Origin of the sequence: Roseburia inulinivorans DSM 16841, assembly GCF_000174195.1 — a bacterium.
GTDB classification, from domain to species: Bacteria; Bacillota; Clostridia; order Lachnospirales; family Lachnospiraceae; genus Roseburia; species Roseburia inulinivorans.
This window is the reverse complement of sequence record NZ_ACFY01000084.1, coordinates 87581-110525: the sequence shown is the minus strand read 5'-3', so window position 1 is coordinate 110525 and position 22945 is coordinate 87581. Positions and strand designations below refer to the sequence as shown.

General features: G+C 44.4%; 22 protein-coding genes, 2 tRNA genes and 1 pseudogene. All 25 read left to right on the top strand.

Features of this window, described 5'->3' with window-relative positions; all coding sequences use genetic code 11:
* Positions 1-19 precede the first annotated feature (19 nt).
* The 25 genes and pseudogenes from ROSEINA2194_RS08520 to ROSEINA2194_RS08400 all read left to right on the top strand — a co-directional run bounded on the left by ROSEINA2194_RS08520 (position 20) and on the right by ROSEINA2194_RS08400 (position 22869).
* Positions 20-94: transfer RNA gene (locus ROSEINA2194_RS08520), tRNA-Pro, on the top strand.
* A 7-nt stretch (positions 95-101) separates the two neighbouring features.
* Positions 102-172, top strand: a tRNA-Gly gene (locus ROSEINA2194_RS08515).
* Between the two features lie 169 nt (positions 173-341).
* Positions 342-1637, top strand: a complete 1296-nt coding sequence (locus ROSEINA2194_RS08510; RefSeq protein WP_007885709.1) for a putative ABC transporter permease — start codon at positions 342-344, stop codon at positions 1635-1637.
* An 11-nt stretch (positions 1638-1648) separates the two neighbouring features.
* A complete protein-coding gene (locus tag ROSEINA2194_RS08505) occupies positions 1649-2671 on the top strand; it encodes a molybdopterin-binding protein (RefSeq protein WP_007885708.1) in 1023 nt (340 codons plus the stop codon).
* Between the two features lie 6 nt (positions 2672-2677).
* Positions 2678-3169 (top strand): cyclic pyranopterin monophosphate synthase MoaC, encoded by a 492-nt coding sequence (moaC, locus tag ROSEINA2194_RS08500; protein ID WP_007885707.1) that lies wholly within the window; start codon positions 2678-2680, stop codon positions 3167-3169.
* Entirely contained in the window at positions 3163-4164 is a 1002-nt protein-coding gene (gene moaA / locus ROSEINA2194_RS08495; protein ID WP_044927516.1) for a GTP 3',8-cyclase MoaA, read from the top strand. The genes moaC and moaA overlap by 7 nt, the downstream gene beginning before the upstream one ends.
* Before the next feature lie 47 nt (positions 4165-4211).
* Positions 4212-5127, top strand: a pseudogene (locus ROSEINA2194_RS23535) (molybdenum cofactor synthesis domain-containing protein).
* Positions 5128-5198: 71 nt separating this feature from the next.
* Positions 5199-6068 (top strand): molybdate ABC transporter substrate-binding protein, encoded by an 870-nt coding sequence (gene modA, locus ROSEINA2194_RS08480; RefSeq protein WP_044927515.1) that lies wholly within the window; start codon positions 5199-5201, stop codon positions 6066-6068.
* A gap of 31 nt (positions 6069-6099) precedes the next feature.
* Positions 6100-6759, top strand: coding sequence for a molybdate ABC transporter permease subunit (modB, locus tag ROSEINA2194_RS08475; RefSeq protein WP_007885702.1), 660 nt, complete (start codon positions 6100-6102; stop codon positions 6757-6759).
* Positions 6756-7814 carry a sulfate/molybdate ABC transporter ATP-binding protein gene (locus ROSEINA2194_RS08470; RefSeq protein WP_007885701.1) on the top strand — a complete coding sequence of 353 codons (1059 nt, stop codon included), beginning with the start codon at positions 6756-6758 and terminating at the stop codon, positions 7812-7814. Before modB ends, ROSEINA2194_RS08470 begins: the two co-directional genes overlap by 4 nt.
* A gap of 80 nt (positions 7815-7894) precedes the next feature.
* Positions 7895-8548, top strand: a complete 654-nt coding sequence (locus ROSEINA2194_RS08465) for a hypothetical protein (protein WP_044927514.1) — start codon at positions 7895-7897, stop codon at positions 8546-8548.
* 45 nt (positions 8549-8593) lie between these two features.
* On the top strand, positions 8594-9277 hold the full coding sequence (locus tag ROSEINA2194_RS08460) for a response regulator transcription factor (RefSeq protein ID WP_007885694.1): 684 nt from the start codon (positions 8594-8596) through the stop codon (positions 9275-9277).
* Positions 9278-9331: 54 nt separating this feature from the next.
* A complete protein-coding gene (locus ROSEINA2194_RS08455) occupies positions 9332-10858 on the top strand; it encodes a sensor histidine kinase (RefSeq protein ID WP_007885690.1) in 1527 nt (508 codons plus the stop codon).
* Complete coding sequence (locus tag ROSEINA2194_RS08450) at positions 10855-11538, top strand: DUF5067 domain-containing protein (RefSeq protein ID WP_007885682.1); 684 nt, start codon at positions 10855-10857, stop codon at positions 11536-11538. The genes ROSEINA2194_RS08455 and ROSEINA2194_RS08450 overlap by 4 nt, the downstream gene beginning before the upstream one ends.
* 226 nt (positions 11539-11764) lie before the next feature.
* Complete coding sequence (locus ROSEINA2194_RS08445; RefSeq protein ID WP_007885681.1) at positions 11765-12670, top strand: chemotaxis protein; 906 nt, start codon at positions 11765-11767, stop codon at positions 12668-12670.
* Positions 12671-12772: 102 nt separating this feature from the next.
* On the top strand, positions 12773-14239 hold the full coding sequence (locus ROSEINA2194_RS08440; RefSeq protein WP_007885680.1) for a hypothetical protein: 1467 nt from the start codon (positions 12773-12775) through the stop codon (positions 14237-14239).
* On the top strand, positions 14236-14841 hold the full coding sequence (gene hisH / locus ROSEINA2194_RS08435; RefSeq protein ID WP_007885679.1) for an imidazole glycerol phosphate synthase subunit HisH: 606 nt from the start codon (positions 14236-14238) through the stop codon (positions 14839-14841). The genes ROSEINA2194_RS08440 and hisH overlap by 4 nt, the downstream gene beginning before the upstream one ends.
* 11 nt (positions 14842-14852) lie before the next feature.
* Positions 14853-15614, top strand: coding sequence for an imidazole glycerol phosphate synthase subunit HisF (gene hisF / locus ROSEINA2194_RS08430; RefSeq protein WP_007885678.1), 762 nt, complete (start codon positions 14853-14855; stop codon positions 15612-15614).
* A gap of 72 nt (positions 15615-15686) precedes the next feature.
* A complete protein-coding gene (locus tag ROSEINA2194_RS08425) occupies positions 15687-16364 on the top strand; it encodes a uracil-DNA glycosylase (protein ID WP_044927526.1) in 678 nt (225 codons plus the stop codon).
* Positions 16365-16704: 340 nt separating this feature from the next.
* Entirely contained in the window at positions 16705-17487 is a 783-nt protein-coding gene (locus tag ROSEINA2194_RS08420) for a flagellar filament capping protein FliD (protein ID WP_172727077.1), read from the top strand.
* A gap of 94 nt (positions 17488-17581) precedes the next feature.
* Entirely contained in the window at positions 17582-18658 is a 1077-nt protein-coding gene (mnmA, locus tag ROSEINA2194_RS08415; RefSeq protein ID WP_007885675.1) for a tRNA 2-thiouridine(34) synthase MnmA, read from the top strand.
* A gap of 55 nt (positions 18659-18713) precedes the next feature.
* Entirely contained in the window at positions 18714-19175 is a 462-nt protein-coding gene (locus ROSEINA2194_RS21045; RefSeq protein ID WP_007885674.1) for a hypothetical protein, read from the top strand.
* Complete coding sequence (locus ROSEINA2194_RS08410) at positions 19085-20128, top strand: LuxR C-terminal-related transcriptional regulator (protein ID WP_172727076.1); 1044 nt, start codon at positions 19085-19087, stop codon at positions 20126-20128. The genes ROSEINA2194_RS21045 and ROSEINA2194_RS08410 overlap by 91 nt, the downstream gene beginning before the upstream one ends.
* Before the next feature lie 81 nt (positions 20129-20209).
* Complete coding sequence (locus ROSEINA2194_RS08405; protein ID WP_007885671.1) at positions 20210-20515, top strand: hypothetical protein; 306 nt, start codon at positions 20210-20212, stop codon at positions 20513-20515.
* A gap of 122 nt (positions 20516-20637) precedes the next feature.
* Positions 20638-22869 (top strand): InlB B-repeat-containing protein, encoded by a 2232-nt coding sequence (locus tag ROSEINA2194_RS08400; RefSeq protein WP_007885669.1) that lies wholly within the window; start codon positions 20638-20640, stop codon positions 22867-22869.
* Positions 22870-22945 lie beyond the last annotated feature (76 nt).

Genomic DNA, 22945 nt, shown 5'->3' with positions numbered 1-22945 from the left:
TAGTGGAATACAATTGACTCGGGGTGTGGCTCAGCTTGGCTAGAGCGCCTGGTTTGGGACCAGGAGGTCGCAGGTTCGAATCCTGTCACCCCGACTGATATGCGGGTGTAGTTCAATGGTAGAACACCAGCCTTCCAAGCTGGATACGTGGGTTCGATTCCCATCACCCGCTCTATTTTTTTCTTGATTTAAGTGATTGAAAAGCCTTTGTGGAAAGAATTTTCTGCAAAGGCTTTTTAAATTTACTTGAAGAAAAGCGGTGGCTTCTATATAATCTAAGAGTGTATTCGAGAAAAATATCTATGTTTATATAGAAGAAAAATCAGAAAGAGGACATACGAATGATACAGTTTACCGGATATGATTTATTGTGGCTATTTTTTATATATTCTTTTGTGGGCTGGGTGTTAGAGACAGCCGCGGCAACATTTATGCACCGGAAATTTTCCAACCGTGGGCTGGTAAATGGCCCGTTATGTATCCTGTACGGTGTGGGAGCTGTTGCAATGTCTGTGGGCTTGCAGGAACTGACCGGGCTATGGCTCTTTTTATTTGCATCCCTGTATGCAGCAGTTACAGAGTTCGTCGCTGGAAAGTTAATTGAGAGGTTTTATCATAAACGCTGGTGGGATTATAGTAAGAGTAAATGGAACTTAGACGGTTACATCTGTCTCCCGGTTTCCCTGATAAAAGGTGCATTGGGTTATGTTGTGGTGAAGTATGCCAACCGGTGGGTATTCCGATTGCTTGCGATACTGCCACAGCTTTTGGTACATATTGTTCTGCTGGTGCTGATCGGTGTGCTTGTGGTGGATGTACTCGCCTCCTATCTGCTTGTGACAGGAAAGAGCAGACACCCGGAGAAGTGGCTGGAAGCAAATAACAAAATCGATCGTTTCCGCATCAGGCTTGGCAATAAGATTGCAGGATCAATTGAAAAACGAATGACAAAAGCCTACCCGAAGGCAAGCTTTGTGGAAAAGGTCACAAAGGATAAAACCGTTTTTGCAAAGGGCTGTGATTTTTATAAAATCGTGATGTTATTTTTTGTGGGAGCATTCCTGGGAGATATCACGGAGACGATTTTCTGCCGCATCACAGCAGGGGTATGGATGAGCCGCAGCAGTGTGGTGTGGGGACCATTCAGTATCGTGTGGGGACTTGCGATTGCAATGGTGACGGCAATGTTATATAAATATAAGGACAGAAGTGATGGATTTCTGTTCTGGACAGGTACTTTTTTAGGCGGTGCTTACGAGTATCTGTGCAGTGTGTTCACGGAGCTGGTATTTGGAAAAGTATTCTGGGATTATAGCTGGATGCCGTTTAACCTTGGCGGAAGGATTAACCTGTTGTACTGCTTTTTCTGGGGAATCGCAGCCGTTGTGTGGTTTAAGATTCTGTATCCGAAAATTTCAGGATTGATAGAAAAAATTCCTGTTGTGATCGGTAAGACAGTGACATGGATGCTGATCGTATTTATGTGCTGCAATGTTGTGGTGTCCTGCATGGCGTTAATACGCTATGATGAGAGAGGCAGACAGGTGAAAGCAACGCAGAGCTGGCAGGTGTACATGGATGAGCATTATGATGACGCAAAGATGGCGCACATTTACCCGAACGCCAAGACAAAATAAGAGGAAAAACAATGAAATTAATCAAAACAGAGGAAGCGGTCGGTCATGTTTTATGTCATGACATGACGCAGATCATAAAGGGTGTCACGAAAGACGCGAGATTCCGCAAGGGGCATATTGTGACAGAAGAGGATATCCCGGTGTTATTATCCATGGGAAAAGAAAATCTCTATGTGTGGGAGAAGAACGAAAACATGCTTCATGAGGATGAGGCGGCAGAGATCCTGCGTGAGATCTGTCAGGGAGAACATATGCATGCCTCCCAGCCGAAAGAGGGGAAAATCGAGCTGACCTCGGACATTGACGGAATTTTAACAATCAATGTGGAAAAACTCCTGGCAGTCAATTCACTTGGTGAGATGATGATCGCAACGAGACATTCCTACACCCCGGTGAAAAAGGGGGCGAAGCTTGCGGCAACCAGAATTATCCCACTGATCATTGAGAAAGAGAAAATGGAAGCAGCAAAACGGTGTGCGGGCAAAGAGCCGCTTGTCAATGTGCTTCCATATAAATTAAAGACGGCGGCGCTTATCACGACGGGCGGTGAGGTGGCAAAAGGACTGATCCGGGACACCTTTTCCGATGTGGTCATTGGGAAGCTGAAAGCCTATGGCATTGAGACGGTAGAGCATTGTTATCCGGGGGATGACGAGGCGCTTATCACGGAAAAAATAGCAGAGTATAAAGCAAAAGGTGTGGATATGATCTTATGCACCGGAGGCATGAGTGTTGATCCGGACGACCGCACGCCGGGGGCAATTAAGCGTTCGGGAGCGCAGATCGTCACCTACGGTGCGCCGGTGCTGCCGGGAGCCATGTTTCTGCTCGGATATTTTGAGGACGGCACGCCGGTCATGGGATTGCCGGGCTGCGTGATGTACGCAAAGAGCACTATTTTTGACATTATGCTGCCGAGGATCGCAGCCGCGATCCCGGTGAAAGCGGAAGATTTTTATGTGCTGGGACATGGGGGCTTATGCCTTGGATGTGCAGAGTGCAGATTCCCGGACTGTTCTTTTGGAAAGGTTTAAAGAGGTATGGAATGGAATCATTTTGATGAGAATGGCAATGCCGTGATGGTGGATGTCTCCGGAAAAGAGATCACAGAGCGCATTGCGGTGGCGAGCGGCAAGATCCGTGTGAATGACGCAGTGATGTCTGCGATCGTCAACCACACGGCAAAAAAAGGCGATGTGCTGACCGTAGCGCGTGTGGCAGGAATTATGGGAACAAAACAGACGTCAAATCTGATCCCGATGTGTCATCCGCTCTGCCTGAATAAATGTACCGTTGATTTTGAGGTAAAGGAGGCGGAAAACATCATAAAGGCACTGTGCACGGTCAAAGTTTCCGGGAAGACCGGAGTGGAGATGGAGGCGCTGATGGGCGTGAATGTGGCGCTTCTGACGATTTATGACATGTGCAAGGCAATGGACCGCGCAATGGAAATTTTTGACGTTCATTTAGAGAAAAAAGACGGTGGAAAATCCGGGCTTTTTGAGAGAAGTAAGGAAAGAGAACAATGTTAGATCAATACAGCCGCAATATCGACTATATCCGCATTTCGGTCACAGACCGCTGTAATCTGCGCTGTGTTTATTGTATGCCGCAGACGTGTAAGACGTATCTGGGACAGGAAGAACTTCTGACTTATGACGAAATCGTAAAACTTGCGGGAATTTACCGGAGTCTCGGGATCAAAAATGTGAAACTGACCGGGGGAGAGCCTCTGGTGAGGGAACATGTCGATGAACTTATTTTCAGGCTGAAAGAAGAATGTGGCATGGAAAAAGTGACTTTGACGACGAACGGAATCCTTTTGGAACAACAGCTGGATGGTCTTGTAAAAGCGGGACTCGATGGTGTGAATATCAGTCTGGATACATTAAACCCGGAACATTACAATTCCCTCACAGGAGGATGTCATGTGGACAGGAATCCCTCTGACGGTAATCTGGAAGCAGTGCTGCGGGGAATGCGAAAGGCGCAAAAACAGGCAGGAATCTCTGTAAAAGTGAATTGTGTGCTGATGCACCAGACCAGAGAGGAGCTGCTTGCGCTGGCAGAACTTGCAAAAGACGGCGTAAATGTCCGTTTTATCGAACTGATGCCGATCGGTCAGGGAAAAGAAAAACATACATTAAAAGAGGCAGAGGTGAAGCACATACTCAGTGAAACTTATGGGACGATTAGACCGTGCGAGGAAAAACTTGGAAGCGGACCGGCACATTATAGGAAAATTGATGGATTTGAAGGAAAAATTGGATTTATCAGTGCAATTTCACATAAATTCTGCAGTGGATGCAACCGTGTCCGCATGACGGCGGATGGTTTTTTAAAACCATGTCTGCAATATGAGACAGGAATGGATCTGCGCACGCTGTTAAGAGACGGCGTTTCGGATGCAGAGTTAAAAGCGCAGATTGAAACGATTATCACACAAAAACCGAAATGCCATCATTTTGGGGAAATGAATGAACCGGAGCAGACAGAACACAGAGGAATGTCTGAAATTGGAGGCTAGTACAGAGACACAATCTTTGCAGGTTGTGGGAAAGGCTGGATTTTTAAATGGGAAAAGTAAGGGCTGTGTGTATCAGTGAAAAACGCGGCACACAGAAGAAAAATATAGAATCCGCAGTATTTGTGGAAAACTGGGGCATTGAGGGAGATGCCCATGCAGGAAACTGGCACAGGCAGATTTCCTTATTATCAGAGGAAACGATCGCCGCATTTAAGGCGCGTGGTGCAGAGGTTACAGATGGGGCTTTCGGAGAAAATCTCGTCGTGAGCGGCTATGATTTTACAAAGTTCCCGGTCGGGACAAGGTATACGTGCAAAGATGTGGTGCTGGAATTAACGCAGATCGGAAAAGAATGTCATCACGGCTGTGAGATTTTTCAGAAGATGGGAGAGTGCATCATGCCGACGAACGGCGTGTTTGCGAAAGTGCTTCACGGCGGAAAGATCAGTGTCGGGGATGAATTTCATGTGCAGTACCGGGCGGCAGTCATCACGTTAAGCGATACCGCTTCTAAGGGGGAGCGGGAGGATGCGAGCGGAGCAGCGGTCGAAGAAATTGTGAGAAAAGAGGGCTATGAGGTAGTTTTCAAAAAAAATCATCCCGGATGATGGAGATACGCTGACAGCACTGTTGTGTGAACTTTCGGATGAAGATAAAGCGGATCTGATCTTAACGACAGGCGGAACAGGTTTTTCCAAAAGAGACAATACGCCGGAGGCAACCATGCGTGCAGTTGAACGCGAAACACCGGGAATCTCAGAAGCCATGCGCTATTATTCCCTGCAGATCACGCCGAGGGCGATGCTCTCCAGAGGCGTGTCGGGAATCAGGAAAGAGGCATTGATCGTCAACCTACCGGGAAGCCCGAAGGCGGTAAGAGAGTGTCTGGAATATGCGATCGGTGCACTGACGCATGGAATTGATATTTTAAAGGGAAATACCGGAAATTGTGCGGGAAAATAAAAGAATCATGAATTTGCAAACAATCTTCAGATTTATATAAAAACAATCAGAAGAAAGATGAGGAAAAAATGATGAAAAAATTGACAGCAGTTCTATTACTGACAGCTATGACCGCAGGACTTGCAGCCTGTGGCAGCAATAAAGGAGCAGATACAAACACAGATACTCCGGCACAGAATGAAAGCACAGAGGAAGCTGTGACAACAGAAACATCCGGTGCAGCACAGAATGCAGACATTCAGGGAACGATCACACTGGCGGCAGCTGCAAGTCTGGAAAAATCTTTTACAGAGCATCTGATTCCAATGTTTGAGGAACAGTACCCGGAAGTATCCATTGAAGGAACGTATGACAGTTCCGGAAAATTACAGTCACAGATTGAGGCTGGCGCAGATGTGGACATCTTCTTTTCCGCATCATTAAAACAGATGGAGGCATTGCAGGAGGAGGGCTATATCGCAGAGGATGCATCTGTGGATCTTCTGGAAAATAAAATCGTTCTGATCGTTCCGGCAGGAAAAGAGAGAGGTTACACTTCTTTTGAGGACATCGTGAATGCAGATATGATCGCAATCGGTGATCCGGAGAGTGTTCCGGCAGGACAGTACGGCAAAGAGGCATTGGAGAATCTGGATCTCTGGAGCAGTGTGGAAGGTAAATTAAGTCTTGGAACTAACGTGACAGAGGTATTAAACTGGGTGGCTGAGGGAAGTGCAGACGCCGGGATCGTTTACGCAACAGACGCAGCTTCCATGACTGACAAGGTTTCGGTTGTGGCAGAAGCACCGGAGGGAAGTGTTTCCAAAGTCATTTATCCGGTGGCAGAGTTAAAAGAGACAAAGAACAAAGACGCAGCAGATGCATTCATGGAGTTTTTACAGTCCGATGAAGCGCTTGACGTATTCAAGGCAGCAGGATTCACTGTCAATTCACAGCAATAAGACAGGATAGTAGTTCAGGAGGCAAAAAAAAATGGATTTTTCACCGGTATGGATCTCGTTAAAAACATCGGTCGTATCGATCATCATCACATTTTTTCTGGGGCTTTGGGCAGCACGTGGCGTTGTGTCCGTCCGTTCCACAAAAGCAAAAGCATGGCTGGATGGATTGCTGACACTGCCGCTCGTACTGCCTCCGACCGTAGCGGGCTTTTTTTTGCTTTATCTGTTTGGAGCAAAAAGACCGGCCGGTATCTTTTTAGAAAAAGTATTTCATTATAAAATCGTGTTCAGCTGGCAGGCAACCGTTCTGGCGGCTGTCGTGATCTCGTTTCCACTGATGTACCGCTCGGCGAGAGGTGCGATCGAGCAGGTCGATGCAAATCTGATCTATGCGGGCAGAACGCTTGGCATGAGTGAGCGCACCATTTTCTGGAAAATTATCCTGCCACAGGCAAGACCGGGAATCCTCTCCGGCGGCGTGCTCGCATTCACAAGAGGGCTCGGCGAATTCGGAGCGACTGCGATGATCGCCGGAAATATTGCAGGAAAAACAAGGACACTGCCACTCGCCATTTATTCTGAGGTGGCGGCCGGGGATATGGATACCGCAGGAAAATACGTGTTGATCATTGTTGCTTTTTCCCTGCTCATCGTGGCAGGAATGAATCTGCGTGGAGAGAAAAAAAGATGAGTTTACAGGTGGAGATCGAAAAAAAACTAAATGACAAAGTGCTGTCTGTTTCTTTTGATACCGAAGGAAAACAGGGAATCACAGGAATCCTCGGTGCGTCCGGCTGTGGCAAGAGCATGACGTTAAAATGCATTGCCGGCATTGAGACACCGGACCGTGGGAAAATTGTTTTGAATGGCAGGGTATTGTTTGATTCCGGCAAAAAGATCAATCTGCGCGTGCAGGACAGACATGTCGGTTATTTATTCCAGAATTATGCACTGTTTCCGAACATGACGGTGGAGGAGAACATTGCGGCTGGTTTTAAATGTCGTCCCGGTCAGAAAATGACTGCAGAGGAGATAAAAAGGCAGACGGCAGATTATATGGAACTGCTGCATGTGACAGAGTTAAAATCCTCTTATCCGGGGAAATTATCCGGCGGGCAGCAGCAGCGTGTGGCGCTGGCGAGAATCCTTGCGTCAGACCCGGAGGTTTTGATGCTGGATGAGCCTTTCTCTGCGCTGGACGCATTTTTGAAAGAAAAACTGCAGTTGGAACTGCTGGAACTTTTGTCCGGTTATGACAAAGACATTCTGATGGTGACGCACAGCCGCGATGAGATCTACCGTTTCTGTGAGCATATGCTGATCGTGGAGAATGGCAGACAGGCGGGATTTGGCGCCACAAAAGAAATTTTTAAAAATCCCGGCACACCGGCGGCTGCGAAGCTGACAGGCTGCAAAAATATTGAAAAAATCGAGAGAGTGGACGACCATACGATGGTTCTGCCAAACTGGAATACAACGGTCTGCGTAAAGGGCATGATCCCGGAAAATACGACACATATCGGCATCCGCGCACATTATTTAAGACTGCCGGAGAACGGACAGCGTGAAAATCTGGTGGAGTGCCAAAACGGAAAGATCCTCGACGATCCTTTTGAACTGGTGGTTGTTTTCGAACATGATGTCTGGTGGAAAATCCCAAAAGAAAGCTGGCAGAAAGAATATCAGGAAAAAATGCCGCAGTACCTCGTCATTCCGGAGGAGAGTATTCTTTATCTGCACGGATAAAACTTGCAAACTGTAAAGTTATTTTTTATAATAAAAATAACATGTGCTTAGGAAGTGTAAATGGAACGGAGGAAGAACAAATGCCGGAAAATACGCAGAGAGTGAGCGTTGGTGGATTTTCTTTTGAAAATAAGGATGAAGCAGAACAGGCGAAAAAGGAAATCGAGGGGATCAGATATATCAAGACCAAGACCGATATGAATGATCCGGAGGTCATATTGCAGGTTTATAACAAAATGATCGGACAGAAACTGTTTGAAACAGCAGTCGGATACAGTTATTTAAAGGATCTGCAGGAATACCTGACGACAATTCCTTTTATCAAAAATGAAGATATCCTGCCGATTCCGGTCACACATCCGAGACTTGAGGAAAGCTTAAAAAAGCAGAAGCGTGAGATCGCACAGAAGGAACGTGTGCGGGCGGTCAGGGCGAGACAGCGTGAAAAAAATCTTGCAAAGATCGACAGGAAGGCATTAGAGACAGAGTCCTCCGGAAAATTGAAGATTTCCCTGTGTGTGAATGCAATCCTTGTGGTGTGCGTTGTGGCAATGTTTGCCATGGCGCTGACGAGCGACAGTCCGACGATCGTGGACTATCAGTCGAAACTTTTAAACCGCTATGCATCCTGGGAGCAGGAACTGACGGAGCGGGAAAAGGCAGTGAGCGAAAAAGAACAGGAACTTGGGATCCAGGTGGATACAGAACAGACAGATTTCACAGATTCGCCATAAAATCATGATATGATGAACAGAGAACAGACATAACCGGAGGACGATATGGAGAGATTAAAGATTCTTGTAGTAGATGATGAGAGCAGGATGCGTAAACTGGTCCGAGACTTTTTAGTGCGGGAAGATTATGAAGTGTTAGAAGCCGGAGACGGTGAGGAGGCACTGGATATATTTTATAAAGAAAAGAATATCGCACTGATCATTTTAGATGTCATGATGCCAAAGATCAACGGTTGGGATGTCTGTCGTGAGGTGCGTGAAACATCCAAAGTTCCGATCATTATGCTGACTGCAAAAAGCGATGAGAGCGATGAACTGACCGGATTTGAACTTGGAGTGGACGAATACATTTCCAAACCATTTTCACCGAAAATCCTTGTGGCAAGGGTAAATGCACTGCTTCGCAGAAGCGGACTGACTGCCGGAAATGATGAAAAATTTGTTGAGGCGGGCGGTATTAAACTGGATAAGACGGCGCATCTTGTGACCGTGGATGGCAGACCAATCGAATTAAGTATTAAAGAATTTGAACTGCTGGATTATTTTATGGAGAATCAGGGAATTGCACTATCCCGTGAAAAGATATTGAACAACGTGTGGAATTATGATTACTTTGGAGATGCAAGGACAATTGACACACATGTCAAAAAACTCCGTGCCAAAATCGGGGAAAAAGGGGAGTATATCAAGACAATCTGGGGTGTTGGCTACAAGTTTATAGTGGAGTAGGGTATTGACGATTATTTGCAAAACTGATTGACATTACAGGATGGTTGTCATAATATGAAAAGAGATAAAAAAGGGTCACTGACCCGCGAACTTGCAGTGATATTAGTCGGACTTGTAGCAGGGACGATTATGTTATGCTGGTTTATCAATACTTCCTTTTTGGAAAAATATTATATGTTGAATAAGCAGGATTCGCTGATCGATGGATATGATGTGATCAACGGTGCCAGTGAGACAGGTGAACTGAATTCCAGTGGGTTTGATGTCACTTTTGACAATCTGTGTGCCAATGGTAATATTGCAGTTATGATCATCAGTTCCAACCGTGCGATCGTGAGGTCGTCGGTGAATGACAATCAGGTCATTCTGATGGAATTTATGAATATTTTGTTTGGTGATGACAGAAACCAGACCGAGATCTTACAGAGATCAGACAATTACGTCATACAGAAACAGACAGATACAAGGTTATCATCTGAGTACATGGTTCTTTATGGAACACTTTCCAATGGAAATCTGATCCTGATGCGTACCGCAGTGGAGAGTATCCGTGAGAGTGCAAAAATTTCAAATCAGTTTCTGGTTTACGTGGGCGTTCTGGCAATTGCGATCAGTGCGATTGTCACAGTGTTTGTGTCTAAGAGGATAACAACACCGATCTCAGAACTCACGGACATATCAAAAAGAATGACAGAACTTGATTTTGATGCCAAGTATGTTTCCAAAGGACACAGAAAAAATGAGATAGATGAACTCGGTGAACATTTTAACCGGTTGTCATGTGCGCTTGAAAGCACAATCTCAGAACTTAAGAGTGCAAATAACGAATTAAAACAGGATATTGAGAAAAAAACAGAAATCGATGAGATGCGCAAGGAGTTTCTATCCAATGTATCTCATGAGCTGAAGACACCGCTGGCGTTGATCCAGGGTTATGCAGAGGGATTGCAGGAGTGTATCAATGATGATGCACAGAGCCGTGATTTCTACTGTGAAGTGATCATGGACGAGGCGGATAAAATGAATCAGATGGTCAAAAAACTTCTGACTTTAAACCAGTTAGAGTTTGGAAATGAAGTTGTTCCTATGGAGCGCTTTAATCTGACAGAACTGATCCATGGAATTATTAATTCATCTTCTATTTTATTAGAGCAGAACGATATCTCGGTCACATTTGATGAGAGCGGACCGATGGATGCATGGGGAGATGAATTCAAGGTGGAAGAGGTTGTGACAAATTATCTGAGCAATGCGATCCACCATGCAGAATTTGATAAGAAGATCAGAATCTGGTACACAAGAAAAGACAGTGTTGTCCGGGTGAGTGTATTCAATACCGGAAAACAGATTCCGGAAGAAGATCTTGATAATGTCTGGATCAAGTTTTATAAAGTGGACAAGGCAAGAACGAGGGAATATGGTGGAAGTGGAATAGGACTTTCTATCGTAAAGGCAATCATGGAGTCATTTCACAGGGAATGTGGCGTGTTAAATCATGAAGATGGCGTAGAATTCTGGTTCGAACTTGACACGGAAAAAACAGGGATTGGTTCCGGACAGGCGGAGGATGATACAGTATGAGAAGAAAAAAGATAGAAGGAATCTTATGTCTGACAGGTATGCTTTTGCTGACAGGATGTGGAACGAAAGCATATGATCTCACAGAGGCAGAGGAAAGTCAGATCGTCAATTATGCAGTACACGTTGTTTCCAAGCATAATTCATATCAGAAGGATGGTCTGGTCTATGTGGATCAGAGCGCGGAAGAAACAGAGCCGGAAGAGACTGTCACAGGCAGTGAGAGTGTGGATGGCACAGAAATAATGGATGAGACACCAGCCGGAAATACGCTGGAGGATGTATTTGGAGCGGATGGACTGGAAGTTGCCTATGGAGGAGTAAGCCTTGCCGGAAACTATACAGAGTCGGATGTGCTTGATGTAAGAGCCTCGAATGGAAAACAGTTTATGGTACTTGAAATCGATATGACCAATCCTACAGAAGAGGGTATTACTCTGGATAATCTCACTTCAAAGGTAAAGTTTACAGCGGATTATTCTGCTGATGGAGCAGAGAGTACGCAGGTTTCTGCTTATACAACGATCATGACAACGGATTTTTCAACTTATGATGATGAGATCCCGGCAGGAGAGACAAAATCAGCGGTTCTTTTATTTGAGATACCGGATTCCGTGACAGAAGTTTCTGATATTGTGCTCCATGTGACAAGAGATGACACAACTTATGAAATAAAATTGTAAAAACAGGAAGAGTTATGATATAATGTGCGTAAGCAATGAGCAGTGCCAATCGAGAATATACAGACCGGATATGTTTGCATGGTGAGGTCTGTATATATCGAGAGTGATAGGGCGAATGCCCGACAGCCAGGAAAATCTCTGATTTTTCTGGCGTGCACTGCGGACTGAGGTTCATATATTAAATCAAATTAAAAACAAGAGAACATATACGTGGGAGGAAGACACAATGGATACAAATATTCTTTTAGAGTCAGGTACAAATGAATTAGAAGTTCTTGAATTTACGTTAGGTGACAATTATTATGGAATCAACGTGGCAAAGATCAGAGAGATCCTTACCTATCAGCAGGTAACACCGGTTCCAAATGCACATCCTTGTGTGGAAGGAATTTTTATGCCGCGTGATACAATGATGACGGTTATTGACCTGAAAAAGTGTCTGGGAATGGAACCATCCGAGAAAAAGGGCTTATTCATTATCACAAACTTTAATAAATTAAACATTGCATTCCATGTAGATGAAGTGATCGGTATCCACAGAGTATCATGGGAGGACATCATTAAACCGGATTCTACGATCAACACGGAAGATAAGAGTGCTGCAACAGGGGTTATCAAGCTGGAAGGAAAATTAGTGGTGATCCTTGATTTTGAAAAGATAGTTACGGACATCAGCCCGGAAACCGGACTGAAAGTATCAGATGTGGAGGAGAGAACAGCCAGAGACAGAAGCGATTCTCCAATCCTCATTGCAGAGGATTCCCCACTGCTTGGAAAAATGATCTCAGAGTGTCTGAAAAAATCAGGATACACGAATCTGATCATGACAATGAACGGACAGGAGGCGTGGGATAAGCTGACTGAGTTCAAGAAGAAAGGAACAGTCCGTCAGGACGTACACTGTATCATCACAGATATTGAGATGCCTCTCATGGATGGACACAGATTGACAAAACTCTGCAAATCAGATGATGAGATCAAGAAGATACCACTTATTATTTTTTCATCTCTTGTGAATGAGGAGATGCGCAAAAAGGGAGAACAGTTAGGAGCAGATGCCCAGTTGACAAAGCCGGAGATCGGTATGCTGGTAGAGGCAATTGACAATCTGATCGATAAGAGCGTAGATTAAGTCAGAAAAAGGGGTGTGAGTTTTTTCACATCCCTGATTTACTATAATCGAAAAATAAATATATGATAGTTACAAAGAAATCAATAGCAGGAGAATATTACCATGAATGAATCAGAAAATTACCTGGATCAGTTATTAAATGCCGTCGATGGCAGATCTGATTTAAATGACAGTGATCCTGTAAATCCAGAAGAAATTGAGAGTAAAGAACAAATGCCACAGAAGAGTACAAGAGAGACAATTGATATTCCGGATTCCAATGATCTGTTTATGGATCAGTTTGAACAGGAACTCCGGAAAGATAATGATCCCGATGAATTTTTAAAACAGTTCGAGCAAGAATTAGACAGGGACGAAAGTTCACAGGGTGTGACAAAAGCAACACAGCCGATGCTTGATGATATTGACCAGATCATGGAGAGCGTGAATCAGGAAGCCGCAAATGATACAGCAGAGATGGAAACATCAGCAGTGGAGAAAACAGCAGAGCAGAAAGAGGATACTGCCGAAGTAAAAAATGATGAGGGTGCCAGTGAAGATGGAATTGATGATCTGGCAATCGATGATATCGGAATTGATGATTTTGGACTGGATGATCCGGAAACAGAAAACGAAAAAGCGGTATCGGATGAAGATGATGAATTAATGAAAATTCTGAGTGGAACAGGCGAAGATTCCGAAATACCGGAGGCAGACAATGCAAAAGCAGAAGTGCAGCCGGATGACGGGGGAAAAGAAGAAAAGAAGCCGAAGAAACAGGGATTTCTGGCAAAGCTGTCTAAATTACTGTTCGGTGATGATGAACCAGATGAGGAAGAAATTTCCGGAATGCAGGCTGAACCTGCAGTTACTGAGATGTCTATGGATGATATGGACATCTTAAAAGAGTTAGAAGGTTCTTCGGACGATGATAAGAAGGGCAAAAAAGAAAAAAGAAAAAAGAGAAAAAGAAGAAAGAAAAAAGCGCCAAAGCAGCCGAAAGAGAAAAAAGTAAAACCAAAGAAAGAGAAGAAACCAAAGCCACCGGCAGAACCGGATAACACACCGCCGCTGCCAAAAGTGCCGGTGATCCTCGTTTTTGTGATGGCAGCATCCATTCTGGTACTTGTTCTGGCAGGCACACATTTACTTGGATATTCAAACAGTTTTGCAGATGCAGACCAGGCATTTGCAGAAGGAAGATATTCGGATGCTTTTCAGGCTGTGGCAGGGGAGAAAGTAAAGGAAAAAGACACGGATACCTATGAGAAATATCGTATTACAGCTATGGTTTCAGCAGAGTATGAAGCTTACGAGAGCATGATGGATGCAGAGGTTTACGATATGGCTCTGGATTCTCTGATCCGCACGGTGCAGCGATATGACAAGTATCTGCAGGATGCAGAGACTTATGGATGCAGGGGCGAGTTTGATAAGATTGAAAGTGCAGCAGAGACAGCATTACAGCAGGATTTTGGATTGACAGCAGAGGATGCAAGAACCATGTATGCACTGTCCAATAAAGAGACTTATTCCAGAGAAATTTATAAAGTATTAGAGAAGGCAGGCTTATCAGAGGTGACAGAATGATAGCAATCATTGATTATGATGCAGGAAATTTAAAAAGTGTAGAAAAGGCGTTACAGTTTCTGGGGCAGGAGTGCGTGATCACAAGAGATTTTCATGAGATCAAAAAGGCAGACAAGGTGATCCTTCCGGGGGTTGGATCTTTCGGAGATGCCATGAGCCAGCTGAGGAAGTTTGAACTTGACAAGGTCATTCATGAAGTGGCGGCAGAGCAGAAACCATTTTTGGGAATCTGTCTGGGATTACAGCTTTTGTTTGAAGGAAGTGAAGAGTCTGATGGAGTGGAAGGACTGCATCTGTTAGATGGTGAAATCCTCCGGATCCCGGAAAAGGAAGGACTGAAAATTCCAAATATTGGATGGAATTCGCTGGATCTGCAGAACAATGGAAGACTGTTTCAAAATCTGGAAGGCAGTCCGTTTGTTTATTTTGTCCATTCCTATTATTTAAAAGCCAGAGAAGAGGCAATTGTCAAAGCAACCATCGATTACAGCACACATATCCATGCGTCTGTGGAGAAAGATAATATTTTTGCATGCCAGTTCCATCCGGAAAAAAGTGGAACAGTAGGATTACAGATACTTTCTAACTTTGCAAAATTGTAGGAGGAACGTCAATGTTTACAAAAAGAATTATTCCGTGTCTGGATGTAAATCAGGGACGCGTGGTAAAAGGTGTTAATTTTGTTAACTTAAGAGATGCAGGTGATCCGGTAGAAATTGCGGCAGCGTATGATAAGGCAGGAGCAGATGAATTAGTATTTTTAGACATCACAGCAACGTCTGATGCGCGGGAGACTGTGGTCGATATGGTGCGGAAGGTCGCAGAAAAGGTCTTTATCCCGTTTACCGTGGGTGGAGGAATCCGCACGGTAGATGATTTTAAGGCGTTGCTCCGCGAGGGAGCAGATAAGATCTCCATCAACTCGTCTGCTATCAATAACCCGAACCTGATCAGTGAGGCAGCAGATAAATTTGGCAGCCAGTGTGTCGTTGTAGCAATCGATGCAAGACGGAGAGAAGATGGATTCGGCTGGAATATTTATAAAAATGGCGGCCGTATCGATGCCGGCATGGATGCGGTTGAATGGGCGATGAAAGCAGACCGGCTGGGGGCGGGTGAGATTTTACTGACCAGTATGGACTGTGATGGCACTAAGGCAGGCTATGATCTGGAACTCACCAGAATGATCTCTGAGAATGTATCAATTCCGGTGATCGCATCCGGTGGAGCCGGAACAAAAGAGCATTTTTATGATGCACTGACAGAAGGAAAAGCAGACGCAGCGTTAGCAGCTTCTCTGTTCCATTATAAAGAGCTGGAAATAGCTGATTTGAAAGATTATCTTGCAGACCGCGGTGTTCCGGTGCGGCGCTGAGACATCCGGCAGCAGACTGGATGTCCCGGACAAATGCAGCAGTGCAGGAGAAATTTTAAGAAGGTAACAAAAATGTCAATGATCACAAATGACTGGCTGGATGAGATCCAGGGGGAATTCAAAAAGCCATATTATAAAGCGTTATATCAGTTTGTCCGCGATGAATACAGTAAAACGGTGATTTATCCGCCAGCGGACGATATTTTTAATGCGATGCATTTTACGCCGTTAAGCAAGGTAAAAGTGCTTTTGCTTGGGCAGGATCCATATCATAATGTAAATCAGGCGCACGGATTATCTTTTTCCGTATTACCGGAGCAGAAAGAAATACCGCCTTCCTTACAGAATATCTATAAGGAACTGCATGATGATCTCGGCTGTTATATCCCGAATAATGGATATTTGAAAAAATGGGCAGATCAGGGTGTGCTTTTGTTAAATACAGTACTGACTGTGCGTGCACATCAGGCAAACTCCCATCAGGGGCATGGCTGGGAACAGTTTACGGATGCAATCATCCAGGCTGTGAATGCACAGGACAGACCGATTGTATACATGCTGTGGGGAAGACCGGCACAGAGCAAGATACCGATGCTGACCAATCCAAAGCATCTGATCCTGACAGCGCCGCATCCAAGTCCACTGTCTGCGTACCGGGGATTTTTCGGATGCAGGCATTTCAGCAAGGCAAATGAGTTTTTACAGGCGAATGGTGTGGAACCGATTGACTGGCAGATTGAGAATATATAAAAAAACAGATGGTGTTCTGCCATCTGAAAAAACCTCTGAAATGAGGAGTGCCCAGATACCAAAGGCATCTGGGCTATTATGAAAAAATTTATCAAGTATTAAAAACTTATTTCCGTTTCATTTATGAGTTCATTGTAACAGTAATATGTGAATAAAGTATGAACAATTGTTGAATAATTATAAATTTTTGTGCAAAACTACAGAAATGGTCTTGAAAAACTAATAAAATGAAGCTAAAATGACGATGTAATAATTAAAGAAGGTAATCATGAGAGGAAATGCATGATTACACAGCGATATTGTTTTACACGGATGACTGCTGATCAAAGGAGTGAGAAATATGGCAACAATTTCAGGATATGATTCATCTTCCATCGGCGTACTGTTTTCCAGCCTGAATTCAGGAAGGACGAATACAAGTACAATGTTTGGAACATCAGATTTACTTGGCATTAATTATTCTGACTATGCTACGATCCGGAATGGAAGTTACACAAAGCTGATGAAGGCTTATTACAAAAAGGCGGCATCGGATGATCCGTCATCTTCGTCTGTGTCTGCTGCTACATCGACTTCCAAAGATTCTTCGAAGACACTTGCAAATATCGAGAGCGCTGCAGATGATTTGAAGAAAGTATCTGAGACACTGAGAACAAACGGAGATAAATCTCTGTTTACAAAGAAACAGACGACAGATAAAGATGGAAAAGTATCTTATGAGTATGATACAGACAAGATTTACAAGGCGGTCAGTGATTTTGTGGACAGCTACAACAAGATGTTAAAAGAGGGTGGCGATTCCAATACCAACAGCATCTTAAGAAGCACGAAGTCCATGGTCAATCTGACAAAGGCAAATTCCAACATGCTCAGCAAGGTCGGAATCACGATCGGAACCGACAATAAGCTTTCCATTGATGAGACAGCATTTAAGAAAGCCGATATGAACACGGTAAAATCCCTGTTCCATACGACAGGCGGATTTGGTTATCAGACCTCGGTTCAGGCAGGCATGATCGAGAGTTATGCGAAGAGTGAGGCAGAGAAAGCCAATACTTACAATAAGTCAGGCATGTATACATACAATTATACGACAGGTGAGATCTATAATACCACAACCTAAACGGTTGCAAAATAAATACAGACATGTTATGTTATGAGAAGCTCATAAAAATGGGTTTCTCATAATTTTTTTATGGCGGGAAAAGAGGTAAACTATGGCAAAAAAAGTAGTAGTAGGAATGTCGGGAGGCGTGGATTCTTCCGTTGCAGCGTATTTATTAAAGAAGCAGGGATATGATGTGATCGGTGTCACCATGCAGATCTGGCAGGATGAGGATGAATTTACACAGGAAAAAAACGGTGGATGCTGTGGACTGAGCGCCGTTAATGACGCCAGAAGAGTGGCGGACCGTCTGGAAATTCCGTATTACGTCATGAATTTTAAGCAGGAATTCAAAAAGAATGTCATGGATTATTTTACAGCAGAATATCTGAAGGGAAGGACGCCGAATCCATGTATCGCATGCAACCGATATGTGAAGTGGGAGGCGTTATTAGACCGGAGTCTTGCAATCGGTGCAGATTACATTGCGACCGGACATTATGCAAGGGTTGAGCAGCTTCCAAATGGCCGTTATGCGATCAAAAATTCTGTCACCGCCGAGAAAGACCAGACTTATGCACTTTACAATCTGACGCAGACGCAGTTGTCGAGAACACTCATGCCGGTCGGAGATTATCATAAGGATGAGATCCGCCAGATCGCAGAGGAGATCGGGCTGATGGTCGCACACAAAAAAGACAGCATGGAGATTTGTTTTATCCCGGATGATGATTATGCGGGATTTATTGATAAAGAGTGTGGAAAACTTGTGCCGCCGCCCGGAAATTTTGTGTCTACGGATGGAAAAATACTCGGAAGACATAAAGGGATCACACATTACACGGTCGGACAGAGAAAAGGTCTTGGGATTGCACTTGGTTACCCTGTGTTTGTGACAGAGATCCGCCCGGAGACAAACGAGGTCGTACTGGGTTCGAATGAGGACGTGTTTACGACAGAACTGTATGCGGATCATGTGAACTTTATGTCGCTTCCGGACATTGATGGGGAAATGGAGTTAAAAGCAAAAATCCGTTATTCCCACAGTGGAAGTATGTGTAAAGTGACACGTACCGGGGAAGATCAGATCCATTGTGTGTTTGAAGAACCGGTACGCGCAGTGACACCGGGACAGGCGGTTGTACTTTATGATGGAGATTACATTGCCGGCGGCGGAGTCATTATCTGAGGTCTGGCACGGAATGATACGGAAATTTTATAAAAATTAAAGGCAGAATTAACAAATGAAGAATACCTTCTGGAAGAGAGAGCGGATCGAGATTATGACTGCTCTGGCATTATTTAATTATGTGTTTTTAGGAGCAGAATATTTATTTGACAATATGATGGCATTTCAGACGGATTCAGGCGGAGTGGTGCTGGCACAGAGTTATGTGCTTGGAAGCAGCACGGTTGGTTTTCTTCTGTTTGGCGTACTGGATGGTAAAATGCGGGAAAGAGCAAAGAAGGCGGGCAGTGCTGGTGCAGGAGTTCTCGCAGCCGTATGTCTGTGGGGAATCCAGGTACATCAGAGTTATGGAAGCACACTTGCAGCAGGACTGATTTTATATGTGCTGCTTGGAATAGCCGGAAGTCTGGTACACTACCGGGTAGCGTGCCGCTATGGTATGGAAGAACATCTGGCGGAAACGGTGGGGTATCGTATGCAACTGGACTTTTTTTACAGTTTCTTGAAAATAATCTGATCCATAATGCAGCGGTGGAAGCAGTGATTTTGACTGTTGCATTCTGGGCACTTCTTTTTCTGGTGGAGAAAAGGAAGTTGGCGGGAAGCCTGATGGAGTGGAACCTATATGAGTCAGATCCCATCAGACATCCGTATGCAGTGGCAGTTACGCTCATTTTCACAGTCGCCCTTATGACCTGTATTTTTGCAACATTAGACAATGCAGTGACATTAGGGCATGCAGGTGGAAGTATGGATATCGGACAGTGGCCAAGACTGATCCTGGCGGTCAGCGGACTTGTGTCAGGCGTGTTGTTTGATTATGGAAAAGGCAGATACAGGAACCTTATCATGTACTGTGTGACGCTGCTCTCCACGGTGTGTATACTTGTGATCGTTTCCGGCGGCTCTTTTTTGCTTGGGCTGATCGTGTTTTATCTGTCGGCAGGCTTCTTTGTTGTGTTTTTCTCGACCGGTTTTGTGCGGCTGGCGGGGTACATGAGAGTGCCACAGTTTTGGGCTGGCATGGGAAGAGCGGTGAACAATCTCTGCGCCATACTCATTGGAAGCTTTTCTGTAGCACTGATCCGGTCCGGCGACAGTATAAAGATCATGATCGCATCGATCGGGTTATTTGTACTGATCAGCATTGCGATTTATATTTACACGGTGATGGGACAGACGGATGTGGAATTGCCTGATCAGGAGCGGAAACAGGAAGAGGAGCAGGAGTATTTTTCAGCATTTGCAGATACCTATGCGCTGACAGAACGGGAGCAGGAGGTGTTGAAAATGCTTTTGGCATCGGATGAGGAGGTGCAGGAGATCGCAAATAGGCTTTATATTTCAAGGGCAATGTTATATCGATATATTTCATCGCTCAACAAAAAAACAGATACAAATTCAAGGATTGGCCTGATCCAGTTTTATTATACATGGAAACCGGAAAAAAAGGCTGATCGTGACGATTGAGACATATGTAAACTCCCGGATCGTGTAATGTTATGTTAAGATTTTTCAAGTATATTCCTTTTATGGAGATAGGAGGCTTGAATGAGACATAAGGTGCGTGATCTGGGAGTCTTTTTTTGTCTTGCGGTGATGTTGTTTACTGTAACTTCCTGTGGAAAAGAAGTGAGTGATCAGACGATCGCAGCGACCGAACAGAGTTCTGAAGAAAGCCGTGATGCAGAAGCAGTCATGGGGACAGAAACGGTGGAAACTTTTTCGACGGAGAAAGCCGGATGGTTCTGCATGCAGACATTGTGGCGGCGCAGGAAAAATTGTCTGCGAACTCTGTGGCGGTTCACATGGAAAGCCGTGTTCAATTTGTCATGGCAAGGGTGTGATCACGGATGATTGTATTCTCTGTCATGGAGCGAAGAAATGTACGGTATGTGGCGGAAGCGGAAAAGTGTAGAGAAGAGACCAAAAATGGGAGAATAAAATTACACTAAAAAGTAGTATAGGAGGAAAAGCAGATGAGAAAGGCGTGGAAGAAAGCAGTCAGTGTCCTGCTGACATTGGTACTGCTATTCGGTGTCCTGCCGGGGATGAATGTGTCGGCAGAGAATGAAGGAGGACAAGGCAGCAGATCAATTGAGTTGAATTTTGCAGGTACTGTGAATGGCAGCACTGTCACGTATGACGTAGAGGGCACAGATGTTGCGTTAACGGTGGAAGGTGCAGAATTAAATGATTCTAAAGTTTCTATATCAGAGGGGAATTTAGGGAGTGTAAAATTTAAACTCGAGAACTTTGATCCAGATAAGATGCAGATTCGTGTGTATTCAAACGATGGATTTCAAACATATCTTACGGTAAATCAGAATGAAACTTCACTGGCAGAACGGGAGGGTGAAGGAGGATTCCCAGATTCTATTACACTGGTCGTAGAAAAAAAGGGTTCGCAAGGACAGCCGGGGCAGTCAACAGATAACAGGATTCGCTTACAATTGGAGGGGGATGCCTGTAACGGCTTTGCAGACATGGTTTCTAAAGATATACAGATATATGTAAGCAAGGATGGTGGCAGCAGTTTCAGTCAATTGACAGGTTTAGATACCAACAGTACAAAAGAATATGTGTTTGAAGCTGACATAACATCTATACAATTTTACGTTTCCTGTGATGAAACAAAATACAGTCTGCAGTTTCCGGGAAAGTCCGCAGATGAGGGAAAATCCGAGCAGACAGCGATAGCGTTAAATGCAGCGGGAACACAGCATATCCAGATCGATCATTCTGTGAGAACCATTACATGGGCATATGACAGACAGACCTATGGAGAAGATGCCTATTTAGAGCATGGAAAAGCGCAGGTGGTTGCGGTAGAAGGTGTATATGATTTATATAGTATACCGTTTGCAAACAATCCAGGGGATGAGAAAGGTGGACATATTGCAGTAGAAGCCGGAAAACAAGTTACGGTAAGATTAACCCCGGATTATGGTTATCAGTTGAAAGGTGTATCACTTAATGGAGGAGTTACGTTGGCACCGCAGGCGGAGGTATCCACCTTCACCTTCACAATGCCGGATACCAACGTGCATTTTAAAGGAATCTTCACACAGACACAGGATGAAATTAATACAACAGGAACAAAAGTTTCTTCCGCCTCTGTTGAAAATGGAGCAAATGCGGCTCCAAGTGGAAATCTGCGTCTTACCGTGGAGGATTCGGATGCAAATACAACAAATGCACTTGCACAGGTAGAAAATGCAGTAAGTGCAGAAGCAGTAAACCTGACTTTAGACCAGATTGTCAGCAAGGGAGATGGAACTAACTGGGAGAATCCAGTCACGCAGTTAGACCAGCCTGTAAAAATGAAACTACAAGTGGCTGATTATGACACGGCGGCAGGATATGAGGTTGTAAGGGAGCATAACGGAAACCTCACAAAACTTACAACGTCTGTGTCGGAAAATGGTACGCTGACTTTTGAGACAAATCAGTTCTCAACTTATTTTATTGTGAAAACAGCAAAGAAAGCGGATAATGGTAATGCAAAAACGGAAAAAAGTTCCAATACATCTTCCACAACTGCCTCTTCGGCTGCGGGATCTACAGATAATGCGATAACTGCACAGTCAGTAAGCGGAGAGGGAGTCCCTGCAATCAATATCGCAAGTGCAGCAGATCAGCTTCTGAATCTTGCAAAGTTAAGTGAAGACGAGAACAAGGCAGTAAAAGCCGGAAACAAGACGCAGTTTGTTTTGAGTGCATCCGGCATGACACCAACAAAAGAAGAGATTGCACTCATTCAGAGTGTTCTTGGAAACAATGTGATTGGACAATACTTAAATCTTGATTTAACATTGAAGATATCAGGAAGAGCGGATCGCCAGATTACAGATTTATTCGCACCAATGTATATAGCAATCACAATTCCGCAGAACCTTGTGAACCATGACAGTAGTATTGAACGCACTTACAGGATCGTCAGAATCCATGATGGTGTAGCAACACTGATCGATGGAAATTACGATGCAGCCACGAATCAGTTTACATTTGCAACGGATGGTTTCTCAACCTATGCATTGGTATATGAGGATGTGAATACCACTCTGACAGGCAGATCGCCAAAAAACAGGAGACAACTCCCTGTGGATGGTATGGACGCTCATTCTCTGTGCAGGATGCAGTATTCTGTTTGCAGCAGGAAAGAGATACAAAAAAAGGGAATGGTAATCATGAAAAATAGGATCATGTAAAAAATCTGAAAGAGGTAAAAAGGGCATGTGAAAAAACGAGAGTTTTTTCACACGCCCTTTTTATCTTATGCGAAAC